Below are 13,366 nucleotides of genomic sequence, written 5' to 3'. Positions count from 1 at the left end.
TGAAGGGTCGTTCAAGACCAGGACGTTGATAGGTCAGGTGTGGAAGCGCAGTAATGCGTTAAGCTAACTGATACTAATTGCCCGTAAGGCTTGATCCTATAACAGGTGTGTCTTGCACACACAGGTTGAGATCGTTGTTGTGCCTCGAACAACACAACCCCCGAATCTCCCTCTGGTGAGCATCACCAGAAACTACTTCTTCCAGATTGGCTGTGCCGCCCAGGGTTTAAACACCCCGCGTCACGGCAACAAGTCATGCCTGATGACCATAGCGAGTCGGTCCCACCCCTTCCCATCCCGAACAGGACCGTGAAACGACTCCACGCCGATGATAGTGCGGATTCCCGTGTGAAAGTAGGTAATCGTCAGGCTCCCCTGCAGCATCAGAAACCCCACCCCATAAAGGTGGGGTTTCTGCGTTTACCGGCGCCAATCGCGCACGCAGAACGGGCCTTCGCCCCCACTCGTGAGATCACGGCTGCGATGGCATGCTCACGCCGGGACTTCTCCAGTTCTTCCGGCAACTCACTCCTTCCCGATCCGCAGCGCGTTCGCGTACCCCGTCAGTTCCAGATACGCACGTCCAACGTCCGCGCCGTCACGGCTCACCCGCACAGCACCTTCCCAATACACTGCACCCGTCGACTGACGGGAATCGAGTTCCTGGTCGTCCATCAACGGATCGAGGCGCCACGTCAGCGCGCCGGTTTTGAGCGTCATCGATACGGGGTACGACGTGTTCGTGCGCGGCGAGCGCCATGTGCGAACTGGAATGAAATCGACCTGATCGCGGCCGAACGTCCTCACCTGACCGTCGCGATTTCTAAGTGCGGCATGTGCCCATATTGAGTGCCCATCGCGGCTGCGGACCTTGAAGGCCATCAAGGCTGATCCGTCTGTCAGATTGGCGCCGAGCCAGTCCCATCCGACAGCGTCGGAATCTAGTAGCGTGCTGGACCATTCGTGATCTAGCCACGCCGCGCCGGTAACGGCCGTTTCACCGGTCGATTTCTTGCCTGCCGCGACCGGTCGAACGACGCTGCCGGTCGCGCGCAATTGCGGCTCGCTGTAGTAATAGCTAGCCTGTTCGGGGCGTGGGCCTTTGCGGGAGTAGCCGCCTTCGCCCTGGACCAATGGCGCCTGAGTCGGCGTCAGCGCAAGATGCAGCGCGAATCCGTTCGCGTTCACTGTAACGTCGTAGTGGCCGTCGCCGGCACGGACGATTTTCCATGCATCGAGTTTGACGTCGGTATTGTCCGGCTTCGCGTACGCCAGCCCGAAGCCTTGGCGGGCAATGCGCTGATCGTGCGTCAGATGACCAAGCGCAGGATCGCTTAACGCGGCATGGGCAATGATTAATTGCGATGGCGCGAACGCACTCGGGTCCGCTGCGTCGTGACCGGTTGCCGAGCGAAAGAAGGTGATCTGGAAACCGAGCGGCTGATTGTCCGGTGTCGTGAGCCAGCCTGTTGCGTACCACCATTCGGTGCGAAAAGCCGGGTGTGCGCCAGTGTCTTGCGGCAGCACGATCGAATGATCCGGCGTGACCGCTGCGAACTCCGGTGTCGCGGCAACCGCAGGTGCCGTAGCCATCAAACTCATGCAAAGCAACGCCGCATGAATCGCAGCGCTCAGTCGCCTTGCTCGCGCGAAGCGGGGCAGTGCAGCCGACGACTTGCCCGGAGTGCCAGGAGTCAGGCAAACGCAATCAGCTCGACAGAAGTCCGCTGTCGCTTGATATCCCGCTTGATACCCCGATCCACACACCGCGCCATACCTCAATTCCCGCACCACCTCACGCGGCAATCCGCCCATCACCAATCCTCCTTCACCGCGCGCACCGCATCCACCGACACCGCGCCTCGTCCTGCAATCACCGCCGTCGAACACGACGAAGCCAGCATCACCAACGCCACCGTGCCGAGCACCGTCCATGGAACGTGCAGTGACATGCTCCAATGAAACGACTGCGGATTGACGACGAACACCAGGATCAGACTGATCGCGAATCCAAGAACGAAGCCCATCGCAATGCCGCAGGCGGTGAGCATCCCGCCTTCGAGCGCAAGAATCGCGAGAACCTGCGAGCGGGTCACGCCCACATGCCGCAGCATGCCGAACTCACGGGCCCGTGCGAGTGTCTGCGCGGAAAACGTCGCCGCGACGCCGAACAGGCCGATCACGATCGCGACCCCCTCGAGAAGATAAGTGACGGCAAAACTCCGATCGAAAATGACCAGCGTACGCGCACGAATTTCACCCGGTTGCGACAGACTCAGCGATGCGCCGAAAGGCAGCGCACGCAAGCCGGCCATCACGCGTTCGACGCTCGTTCCCGGTTGAACGGTCACGGCCACATCCGTCGCACCGGTGTCGGCGGTTAGGCGCCGGTAATCCGCAAGCCGTATCTGAATCGCGCCGCTCTGCCGCACGTAATCACGCCATACGCCGGCTACAACGAACACGTGACCGCGCTCGCCGAGCGGCAACTGCACGCGCTGAGCAAGCTTGTACCCATACAGATCGACCATTGCTTCAGATACCCAAACAGGTGTCTCGCCCTCATGCAACGCGGAAGGCGGCAGCACTGCCCCGGTCATCTGCAGATTCGCACCTGGATCGGCGGCGTCGATTTCACGGGCGAGCACGGCGATGTCCGGCCGTGCAGGGTCGAGCGTGATATGCGAGGTGCGGGCAAACGCCGCCGTCCTGATGCCGGGCACGGTACGCAGCAGAGTCTGTTCGTCGGGACGCAAGCCACCGGTGTCGCCGTTTGGCGCCACGCGAACATACAGATCGGCCGAGAGCAGGTGGCCCAACCAGTCTTCGACAGAAACACGGAAGCTCGCCACCATGATCGCCATCGCGACGATCAGCGCGAAGCTCGACAGCACGCCGCCCATTGCGATCGACGCATGGCCCGGCGCATTCGCAAGGCGCGCCAATGCCAACGTGCTCGCCGCACCGGCCCGACGCTGCGCGCCGAGAGCACGGCTTGCTGCGCCAAAGATCAAAGCGGTCACGCGCGGCATCAGCGCAATCCCGCCGATCAGCAACAGCGCAACGGCCAGATAGCCGGCAATAGGCGCGTCGAACAGCGGCGGCACCTGCGTGAGCACGCCGGCAACCAGCAGACATGCCAGCGCGGGCCACGGCGTAGCGAGTCGCGCCAGTGCACCTTCTTCGGCGCCGGCTTTAAGCGCCACCGCGGGCCGCGCACGTGCCGCCTCCAATGCAGGGGCAAGACTGCCTAATACCGACACGGCGATGCCAAGCATCAGAAATAGCGCGGTCGCGAGCGGTTCGAAACCGACGTGCGGCTGTACGCCAGGAAAGTAGCCGCCGCCCAGGTCGCTGCCGAAAAATCGCAACGCGCCGCTCGCCATCGCATAGCCGAGCGCGAGTCCGGAAAGCGAACCGAGCAGGCCGAGCAACGCGCCTTCCATCAGGATCTGGCGCAGCAACTGGCCGCGTGTCAGTCCAAGCACGCGCAGCATCGCGAACTGGGCACGGCGCCGCACAACACCCAGTGCCTGCGTCGAAAACACGAGGAACGCGCCAGTGAAAAGCGCTACCAGCGCGAGCACGTTCATATTGATCCGATAGGCACGCGACAGACGATCGGTGCGGCTTTCGGCGTCGCGCGTCTCGGAGATCACCCACCGGCTGCCGAGCCGCGCTTGCAGATCACGCTTGAAGCGTTCGCGATCGATGCCGCGTTCGAGTTGCACGTCGATGCGAGACAACTTGCCTACCTTGCCGAACTTCCACTGAGCGGCAGCAATGTCCATCACCGCGAGCCGCTGACCCGGCCGCGTTCTCACGAGACCGCCGGCCACACGAAAGTGCACGATCGACGTGCCGCTTTGCAGCGCCACGTCATCGCCGATCTTCACGTTCAACCATTGCTGCGCGGCCGCCGAGAGAAACACCGTATCAGCCGCGAGCGTATCGAACGGCCGATCCGCCGACGGCACGCCGATCAGATCAGGCGCAATGCGGCTTGCCTTGAAGACGTCGATACCAAGCACAGGCAACGCGGCGCTCTGATCCGGCACGGTGACATCGAGCGCGAGTACGGGACTCGCCAGCGCCACACCAGGCTCAGTCGACAAACGCGGATAGATGGAATCGTCGAATAGAGGTTGAGCGCCGCGCACCTGCAGGTCGGCCTCGCCCGACAGGCTGCGCGCCGCCGCCGAGAACTCATTGAAGGCCGCGCTGTTGATCAGTTGAACGGCGTAGCCAAGCGCGACGCCGAGCGCGATCGTTGCAATCGCAACCAGTGCGCGTCCACGATGACTGTGCCACTCGGCACTCAACAGCCAACGCGCGAGCCTGCGATGACCTCGCATTCGCTGCAGTGGGCGTGGGTCAGCGTGCATCATCGGCTGAACGCGCAGCGGATCGAGCGTCCGGGGGCGAGCCCGAAAAGGCGGTACGTCCGGACGACGATGCATGCAAACCGCCGTCGCTCAGAATCAGAATGCGGTCCGCCACTGCCGCGGCCGCCTCCGAGTGCGTGACCATGATGGTGGCCGCACCGGTTGCCTTGCTTTGTGTGCGGAACAAGCCAAGTACCTCGTGTGCGGTATCGGGGTCGAGGTTGCCGGTGGGTTCGTCGGCGAGAATCAGTTTCGGACGATGCACGAGCGCCCGCGCAATGGCGACGCGTTGCAACTCGCCGCCCGACAACTGCCGCGGAAAATCATCGCCACGGCCGCTCAAACCCACGGCCGCGAGCATATCGAGCGCGCCAGCCGTGGGCAGCTCGTTTAGCAGAAGCGGCAGCGCGACATTCTGCGCAAGCGTCAGATGAGGCAGGACGTGAAACGCCTGGAACACAAAACCCAGTTTTTGCCGACGCAACCGCGTTGCCGCGTTGTCATCCAGACGCGAGACTGCGCTGCCGTCGATGATCACGTCGCCGCTATCCGCGCTGTCGAGTCCTGCAATGAGATTCAGCAGCGTCGATTTGCCGACGCCGGAGTCACCCATGATCGCGACGAATTCACCTGGCGCGAGCGTGAAATCGAGGTGCGCCAGCACGATGCGGCCAGTGCCATACGTTTTGCCAAGCCCGCGGCATTCGAGCGCGGGAACGACACCTTCATCACAAAGCATGCGGTATCCGATAAGTCTGGCTGGTGAGGGCGGCGTCCAATCATGCGAAGAACCACTGTACCAGGCACGAGCGTCAGCCCCTGAACCGCCGAAGTATATTCGGGTTCTGTAAGGCTCGCCGGCGAGCGCTGCCATCGTCCGATATCTGTTCGGCAACGGAGCGCCGCCCAGATCGGAAAGGTTTTTTCGGGACCGCGCCGACGCTTCTTTAGAGTGCCGGATCAAAAAAAATTTCTGCTCGTGGGTGCGCTAAATTTTCGCCTGCGGCTCGAAATCGGCTTTGATGGCGTGTCGCACACCAGAATGATTTATTCCGGTGCGATCGTCGCGTCGAAGCGGTTGTGCAAGAGTGGCTAATCGCCCGCCAACTGCTTTCTTCTACATGCAAAAAGCATGGTGTATACCCTGACGAAATTGTTTTGTGCGTCTGCACATTTTTCGGCGTTTCGCAAGGGCTGGCGTGGCAACAATGCATTACCAGAAGCGTTGCAGCGTTGTTGCGCTGCAAAAGTATTCTTATCTTGGTAATCTCCCACCCTTGGTCATTCGACTGCGGGTAAACGTGAAGCAAGCAGCACCGCTTCGACGTCAATTTCAGCGAAATCCAGCCTACATATCCATTTCAATGCTTTCATTTTGAAGGCGTTGATGCGGCGTTTTGTATTTCAAGTTTTCAACAGAACACATGCCATTGCCTCCGCTTCTTAGCCTACTCATCTGGATCCCTATTGTCGCCGGCCTGGTGGTTTTGCGTGCCGGATCGGACGCGGCACGTAGCCGCACGCGATGGCTCGCGTTGATCGGCGCGATAGCGGGTTTCCTGCCGGTGATTCCGCTCGTGTCGAACTTCCGCAACGACGTGACGTCGATGCAGTTCGTCGAGAACGTCCGCTGGTCGCCCACGTTCGATATCGCGTGGCATGTAGGTGTGGATGGCATTTCGCTGTGGCTCGTCGCACTGACCGCGCTGACCACGATCATCATCGTGGTCGCCTCGTGGGAGTCGATCACCGAGCGCACCGCGCAGTACTTCGGCGCGTTCCTGATGCTGTCGGGTTTCATGCAGGGTGTGTTCACGTCGATGGACGGCATGTTGTTCTTCATCTCGTTCGAAGCGACGCTGATTCCGCTGTACCTGCTGATCGGGACGTGGGGCAATTCGAACCGTTCGTACGCCGCGGTGAAGTTCTTCTTCGTCTCGTTCCTCGGTTCGCTGATGATGCTGATGTCGATGCTGTACCTGTATGCGCAGACGCACAGCTTCGACCTCGCGCTGTGGCGCGAAACGCGCCTCGGCACGTGGCCGCAAGTCCTGATCTTCCTTGGCTTCCTTGCTGCGTTCGGCGTGAAGGTGCCGATGTGGCCGCTGCACACGTGGCTGCCTGACGTCCACCTCGACGGCCCGACCGGCGCCGCGGTGATGATCGGCATGCTCAAGCTGGGCGGCTACGGTCTGCTGCGTTTCGCGTTGCCGATCGCCCCGCAAGCCAGTCATTTCTTCGCGCCGATGATGATCACGCTGTCGCTTGTCGCGGTGATCTATTCGAGCCTGCTGGCACTCGTGCAGACCGACATGCGCCGCCTGCTCGCGTATTCGACGATCGCCCACATGGGCCTCGTGACGCTCGGCCTGTTCGTCTTCAACCGTATCGGCCAGGCCGGCGCGATCGTGCAGATGCTGTCGTACGGCGTAGTATCCGGCGCCATGCTGTTGTGCACGGGCATGCTCTTCGATCGCACGAAGACCGCTTCGATCGCTGAATACGGCGGTGTTGCCAATACCATGCCGCGCTTCGCCGCGTTCGTGATGCTGTTCTCGATGGCCAATATCGGCCTGCCGGGCACCTCGGGTTTTGTCGGCGAATTCATGGTGTTGATGGGCGCGATCCGCTTCAATTTCTGGATCGGCGCCATCGCGGCCTCCACGCTGGTCCTGAGCGCGGCCTACACGCTGTGGATGTACAAACGCGTGATTTTCGGCGCGATTGCCAATGCACGCGTCGCGAAGCTCCAGGACCTCGGCAAGCGCGAGTTCGTGCTGCTCGGCGCGATGGCGTTGCTGGTGCTGGCCATCGGCATCAATCCGAAACCGTTCACCGATGCGATCGACCCGTCGGTCGGCACGCTGCTGGCGCAATCGGAACGCTCCACGCATCCTTCGGACTCCGCACCGGCTGACGGCGGCGAACATCTGCAGGCCGCCGCGCCCGCACCGGTTGTCGCTGCGGTTCGTACCCCGGGCTGATCGATACGACGAGGCGCTTTGCAGTTGCAGCATCTTTCCACGGATGCTGCCTTCGCTGAGGCGTCGTCCGGCTTCGGTTCAGAGTTCCTTTGCAGGCCATTCAACGCGACGCGACCATCCGGTTGCGCCGCGTTTTAGCGCTTGTTTCAAGGGCTTTTGTGATTGCTGTCATGAACGCAGACTCTGCGATGGAGTCTGGCAAAGATACCTGCGCGCACGGCTATGCGGCAACGTGTCGCACGGTGTTGCGACGCAATAATACGTTGCTGAATCGGGTGTTTATTGCAAAATGCCGTTCCCCTATTATGCGAGCGCTTATTAATGGAGAGCGGTCTGATGACGTTCGTTGAAGTCGTAAATGAAAGGCAATGGATATGAAAGGAAAGACGCTGCGAGGGTCGACAGGTTTCCTTTCCGCCGGCCTCGTGTTGTTGCTCTCGGGTTGCAGCAACCTCGATATTTTGAATCCGAAGGGAAGTGTGGGGCTGGCGGAACGCGAGCTGATTGCCACGTCGGTCTGGGCCATGCTGATCGTGGTCGTTCCGGTTATCGCGCTCACGCTGCTGTTCGCATGGCGTTATCGCGCGTCGAACCGGAATGCCGAATACAAGCCGGGCTGGGTGCATTCCACCGGCATCGAAATCGCCATCTGGACGATTCCGACGCTGATCATCCTGTTCCTCGCCGTGCTGACGTGGAAGAGCACGCACGAGCTCGACCCGTATAAGCCGCTTGAGTCGCAGGTCAAGCCGATCAACGTCGAAGTCGTCGCGCTCGACTGGAAGTGGCTCTTCATCTATCCCGACCTCGGCATTGCATCGGTGAACCAGCTGGCGTTCCCGGTCGGCACGCCGGTGAACTTCCTCATCACGTCCGATACGGTGATGAACTCCTTCTTCATTCCGCAACTCGGCGGCCAGATCTACGCAATGGCGGGTATGCAAACGCGTCTGCATCTGATCGCTGACGAAGCCGGCAACTACGCAGGCACCGCGGCGAACTTCAGCGGCAAGGGCTTCTCGGACATGAAGTTCCGCGCGCTCGCCACATCGCCTGACGAGTTCAACGCGTGGGTCGCCAAGGTCCGCGCCTCGTCCGACCGTCTGGACATGGACCGCTATCACGCGATGTCGGCGCCGACCGAGAAGGAGCCAGTGCGCTACTTCTCGTCGGTTGACCCGAAGCTCTTTCACAACATCATTGCCCGATACAACAACGGTAACGTCCTCGACAACATGAACGACGCTAACTGTGCGCCAAAGGGTAAGGGGTAAGGCATGTTCGGAAAACTTACACTCGATGCGATTCCGTATCACGAGCCAATCATCGTGGGCGCGGGCATCTTCATGGCGCTCGTCGGGCTGGCCGTGCTCGGCACGGTCACCTATCTCGGCAAATGGCGCTACCTGTGGACGGAATGGCTGACCTCCGTCGACCACAAGAAGCTCGGCATCATGTACATCATCGTGGCGATGATCATGCTGCTGCGCGGCTTCTCTGACGCGATCATGATGCGTCTGCAACAGGCGCTCGGCTACATGAGCCCCGGCTATCTGCCGCCGCATCACTACGACCAGGTGTTCACGGCTCACGGCGTCATCATGATTTTCTTCATGGCGATGGCGTTCATGATCGGCCTGATGAACCTGATCGTGCCGCTGCAGATCGGCGCACGCGACGTCGCGTTCCCCTTCATCAACTCGTTGAGCTTCTGGATGACCGCGGTCAGCGCGATTCTGATCAACGTGTCGCTGGTGATCGGTGAGTTCGCACAAACGGGCTGGCTGGCTTATCCGCCGTTGTCGGAATTGCAGTTCAGTCCGGGTGTCGGGGTCGATTATTACTTGTGGAGTTTGCAGCTCTCCGGTATCGGCACCTTGCTCACCGGCGTGAACTTCTTTGCGACCATCGTCAAGATGCGCGCGCCGGGCATGACCTGGATGAAGATGCCGGTGTTCACGTGGACCGCGCTTTGCACCAACGTGCTGATCATGGCCTCGTTCCCGATCCTGACCGTGACGCTCGCGCTGCTCGGTCTGGACCGCTACCTCGGCATGCACTTCTTCACGAATGACGGCGGCGGCAACGCCATGCTGTATCTGAACCTGATCTGGGCATGGGGTCACCCCGAGGTGTACATCCTGATCCTGCCGGCGTTCGGTATTTTCTCGGAAGTCGTGGCCACCTTCGCCAAGAAGCCGCTGTTCGGCTACAAGACGATGGTGTGGGCGACCTGCGCGATCATGGTGCTGTCGTTCCTCGTGTGGTTGCACCACTTCTTCACGATGGGTTCAGGCGCCGACGTCAACGCGTTCTTCGGTATCGCGACGATGGTGATTGCGATTCCGACCGGCGTGAAAGTGTTCAACTGGCTGTTCACGATCTACAAGGGCCGTCTGGAATTCACCACGCCCGTGCTGTGGACGATCGGCTTCATGATCACGTTCACGATCGGCGGCATGACCGGCGTGATGATGGCGATCCCGGGCGCGGACTTCGTGCTGCACAACAGCCTGTTCCTGATCGCTCACTTCCACAACGTGATCATCGGTGGCGTGCTGTTCGGTTATCTGGCCGGTTTCAACTACTGGTTCCCGAAAGCGTTCGGCTTCAAGCTGAACGAAAAACTCGGCAAGGCCGCGTTCTGGTTCTGGCTGGTCGGCTTCTATGTCGCCTTCATGCCGCTGTACGTGCTCGGCTTCATGGGCATGACACGTCGTCTGAACCATTACGACAATCCGGCATGGCATCCGTGGCTGATCCTCGCTGCGTTCGGCGCAGGGCTGATCGCTATCGGCATTGCGTGCCAGCTGGCGCAGCTGTATGTCAGTATCCGCGACCGTAATCTGCCGGAAAACCGTGACGTTACCGGCGATCCGTGGAATGGCCACACCCTGGAATGGGCAATGAGCTCGCCGCCGCCGGTGTACAACTTCGCGATCATCCCGACGGTGCGCAAGCTGGACGCGTTCACCGACATGAAGTCGCGCAAAGCGCCGCAAAGCGAGCCGGTGTATCGCGACATTCATATGCCGTCGAATACGTCAGCAGGTTTGTTGGTAGGCCTGTTCTCGCTGGCGCTCGGGTTTGCCGGTGTGTGGCATATCTGGTGGCTGGCGATTGTCGGCCTCGTCGGTGCAATCGGCACGGTGATCGTTTATAGCTTCCAGGACAACGACGGCTATTACATCCCGGCCGACACCGTTGCGCTGACTGAAGAGAAGCGCACCGGCGCGGGTGCCCACATTGCGGTTGAGGTGGACTGATGCTACAGAAGACTATTGCGGTTCAACCGCATCTCGCGCCGGACCATGTGCCGTCGCAATCGGTATTCGGTTTCTGGCTGTACCTGATGACCGACTGCATCATCTTTGCCGCGCTCTTCGCCGTTTTCGCGGTGATGGGCCACCAGTTCGCGGGTGGTCCGACCGGCAAGGATCTGTTCGAGATCCCCGGCGTCGCGCTTGAAACGTCGATGCTGCTGCTGAGCAGTATCACCTACGGCTTCGCGATGCTGGGCGCGCACAAGAACAGGAAGGGCGTGCTGCTCTTCTGGCTCGGCGTGACGTTCCTGCTGGGTCTCGCGTTCCTCGTGCTGGAAATGCGCGAGTTTTCGCACCTGATCGCACAGGGTGCGGGCCCGAGCCGCAGCGCGTTCCTGTCGTCGTTCTTCACGCTGGTCGGCACGCACGGTTTGCACGTTACTTGCGGCCTGATCTGGATGGTGGTGCTTGCCGTGCAGGTGATGCGTCATCGCGATCTGACTGAACGCGACATGATTCGCCTGACGTGCCTGAGCCTGTTCTGGCACTTTCTGGATGTCGTGTGGATCGGCGTCTTCACCTTTGTCTATCTTGCGAGCGTGATCTAAATGGACCATAGCCATCACCCACACCTGGCGCACCCGGACGAAGGACACGGCGGCGAAAGTCACGGCAGCTTCGGCAGCTATACGGTGGGTTTCATTCTCTCCGTCATCCTGACTGCCGCGGCTTTCGGTCTCGTCCTCAACGGGACGTTGACCGGCGAGAACGCGCTGCTCGCGATCGCAGGCCTCGCGTTCGTGCAGATCGTCGTGCATCTGATTTTCTTCCTGCACATGAACGCTTCGTCGGCGCAGCGCTGGAACGTTATGGCGTTCGGCTTTACGGTGCTCACAGCCGTGATTCTGATCGTCGGCTCGTTGTGGATCATGCACAACGTCAGCATGCACATGATGTCCCGATAAGCGGAAAACGCCGAAGCTCGACATAAAGCCCCGCAAGATGAAAGTCTTGCGGGGCTTTCTTCATGCATTCCGAAGGCACACGATTCGGACACCGCGCCGCGATTCGAGATTGACCGGCCTCGAAACACGCGTTAGCATCGTTTCCATGATTGCTTCTATCCATTCCCATTCGCATTCTTTGCACGCATGCTGTTGCAGCCTGCCAAGGGGAGCTTGCGTCTAGCGAGTCGATCTGCACGCGTCCGTATCCCTGAGGCCACCCGTCACAAGACCGGTGGCCTTTTTGTTTTGATCCTTCCGTTTTCGTTCTTACGCACGTACGTTCACTAACGCGCTCAACACCACAGGAATTCACATGCCACTCGTCCTGTACGACACCTGGTCGCGCACCTTACGCGATTTCACGCCGATTCAAGCGGACCATGTGGGGCTGTATTGCTGCGGTCCGACCGTGTACGACCACGCGCATATCGGCAACCTTCGGACCTACGTATTCGAAGACGTGTTGCGACGCGTGCTGACATTGAACGGCTACACCGTGCGGCACGTCGTCAATATCACCGATGTCGGTCATCTGGTTTCCGATGCCGACGAAGGCGAAGACAAAATGGAGAAGGGCAGCCGCCGCACGGGCGAATCGGCGTGGGCGATCGCCGGGCGATATACGGAAGCCTTCATGAGCGACTGGCGTGCGCTGAACCTGCTCGAGCCTGCCCTGTGGTGCCGCGCGACCGATCACATCGTCGAGCAGATCGACTTCATTGCCGACCTCGAACGCAACGGCTATACGTACTGCACGGCCGACGGCGTCTACTTCGACACAAGCAAACAGGATGACTATGGTTTTCTCGCACGTCTCGATACCGCTGGGTTGCAGGCCGGCAAGCGTGTGGCGCTGGGAGACAAACGGCACGCAACGGATTTCGCGCTGTGGAAGTTCAGTCCGCCGGACAGCACGCGGCAAATGGAATGGGATAGCCCGTGGGGCCGGGGCTTTCCCGGTTGGCATATCGAGTGCTCGGCGATGTCGGCGAAATACCTCGGCCCGTGGTTCGACATTCACTGCGGCGGAGAGGATCATATCGCCGTGCATCACAGCAATGAAATCGCGCAGACTCAGGCGCGCCATGGAACGCGCCTGGCGAACTTCTGGATGCACGGCCATTTCCTGACGCTGGACGCCGGCAAGATGTCGAAGTCGGGCGGCGATTTCGTGCGTTTGCAGACGTTGATCGATCGAGGCATCGATCCGCTCGCGTATCGCTACTTGTGCCTTAGTGCGCATTACCGGAGCACGCTGCGCTTCAATCTCGAAGCGCTTGATGCAGCCCAATCCGCGCTGGAGCGTTTGCGTCGAGCTTATGTGCAATGGCCCGAAGGCGGCATGCCCGACGCGAACAGCGTCGAACGTTTCAAGGCTGAGGTCGATCAGGATCTGAATCTGCCGCGCGCGCTCGCTGTGCTGTGGGATGTGGTGAGAAGCGATCTCCCGGCGGCGACGCGACGGGCAACGGTCGACCGATTCGACGCCGTGCTCGGACTTCGGCTCGCCGACTGGAAAGAAGACGTGCCTGATATTCCCACCGATATCGCGCTTCTCTTCGATGAGCGTGACAAGGCTCGCGCGGCCAAGGACTGGAACGAGGCTGATCGACTGCGTGAGCAATTAAGAGCCGAGGGCTGGCTCGTAGAGGATGGTCCAGGTGGACAGGTGCTGCGTCCGCGCGATACAGGGAAGTAGCGATATCCTGGCGCGGCGATGAAAGTAG

General features: G+C 60.5%; 9 protein-coding genes and 2 rRNA genes. 8 read left to right on the top strand and 3 right to left on the bottom strand.

Translation table 11 applies throughout. From position 1 onward, the window contains the following. A 23S ribosomal RNA gene (locus R8871_RS33840) occupies positions 1-98 on the top strand; the annotation flags it as partial. Positions 99-258: 160 nt separating this feature from the next. Then, a 5S ribosomal RNA gene (rrf, locus tag R8871_RS33835) occupies positions 259-371 on the top strand. A gap of 154 nt (positions 372-525) precedes the next feature. Here rrf and R8871_RS33830 read toward each other — a convergent pair. From R8871_RS33830 to R8871_RS33820, 3 genes are all read right to left on the bottom strand, one after another. Beyond that, the gene (locus tag R8871_RS33830; protein WP_175054289.1) at positions 526-1,602 is read right to left on the bottom strand and encodes a lipocalin-like domain-containing protein; all 1,077 of its coding nucleotides are present in this window, start codon (positions 1,600-1,602) and stop codon (positions 526-528) included. Positions 1,603-1,814: 212 nt separating this feature from the next. After that, a complete protein-coding gene (locus tag R8871_RS33825; protein ID WP_407673244.1) occupies positions 1,815-4,388 on the bottom strand; it encodes an FtsX-like permease family protein in 2,574 nt (857 codons plus the stop codon). Continuing rightward, positions 4,375-5,124: an ABC transporter ATP-binding protein gene (locus R8871_RS33820; protein ID WP_175054288.1), complete on the bottom strand. Its 750-nt coding sequence runs from the start codon at positions 5,122-5,124 to the stop codon at positions 4,375-4,377. The genes R8871_RS33825 and R8871_RS33820 overlap by 14 nt, the downstream gene beginning before the upstream one ends. Positions 5,125-5,809: 685 nt before the next feature. Between R8871_RS33820 and R8871_RS33815 the strand changes: the two genes are divergently transcribed. The 6 genes from R8871_RS33815 (at position 5,810) to cysS (ending at position 13,338) form a co-directional block, all read left to right on the top strand. Then, the gene (locus R8871_RS33815) at positions 5,810-7,369 is read left to right on the top strand and encodes an NADH-quinone oxidoreductase subunit M (RefSeq protein WP_175054287.1); all 1,560 of its coding nucleotides are present in this window, start codon (positions 5,810-5,812) and stop codon (positions 7,367-7,369) included. A 374-nt stretch (positions 7,370-7,743) separates the two neighbouring features. Beyond that, positions 7,744-8,643 carry a ubiquinol oxidase subunit II gene (cyoA, locus tag R8871_RS33810; protein ID WP_175054297.1) on the top strand — a complete coding sequence of 300 codons (900 nt, stop codon included), beginning with the start codon at positions 7,744-7,746 and terminating at the stop codon, positions 8,641-8,643. Positions 8,644-8,646: 3 nt separating this feature from the next. After that, entirely contained in the window at positions 8,647-10,635 is a 1,989-nt protein-coding gene (gene cyoB / locus R8871_RS33805) for a cytochrome o ubiquinol oxidase subunit I (RefSeq protein ID WP_175054286.1), read from the top strand. Further along, positions 10,635-11,240: a cytochrome o ubiquinol oxidase subunit III gene (gene cyoC, locus R8871_RS33800; protein WP_054038616.1), complete on the top strand. Its 606-nt coding sequence runs from the start codon at positions 10,635-10,637 to the stop codon at positions 11,238-11,240. Before cyoB ends, cyoC begins: the two co-directional genes overlap by 1 nt. Next, positions 11,241-11,597, top strand: a complete 357-nt coding sequence (gene cyoD, locus R8871_RS33795; RefSeq protein WP_175054285.1) for a cytochrome o ubiquinol oxidase subunit IV — start codon at positions 11,241-11,243, stop codon at positions 11,595-11,597. 355 nt (positions 11,598-11,952) lie between these two features. Continuing rightward, positions 11,953-13,338 (top strand): cysteine--tRNA ligase, encoded by a 1,386-nt coding sequence (cysS, locus tag R8871_RS33790; protein ID WP_175054284.1) that lies wholly within the window; start codon positions 11,953-11,955, stop codon positions 13,336-13,338. Positions 13,339-13,366 lie beyond the last annotated feature (28 nt).

The sequence above is a fragment of the Paraburkholderia sediminicola genome, from assembly GCF_902859805.1.
Taxonomy (GTDB): Bacteria; Pseudomonadota; Gammaproteobacteria; order Burkholderiales; family Burkholderiaceae; genus Paraburkholderia; species Paraburkholderia sediminicola.
Note: the sequence above shows the minus strand (reverse complement) of the source record. Positions and strands in the feature narration are given on the sequence as shown.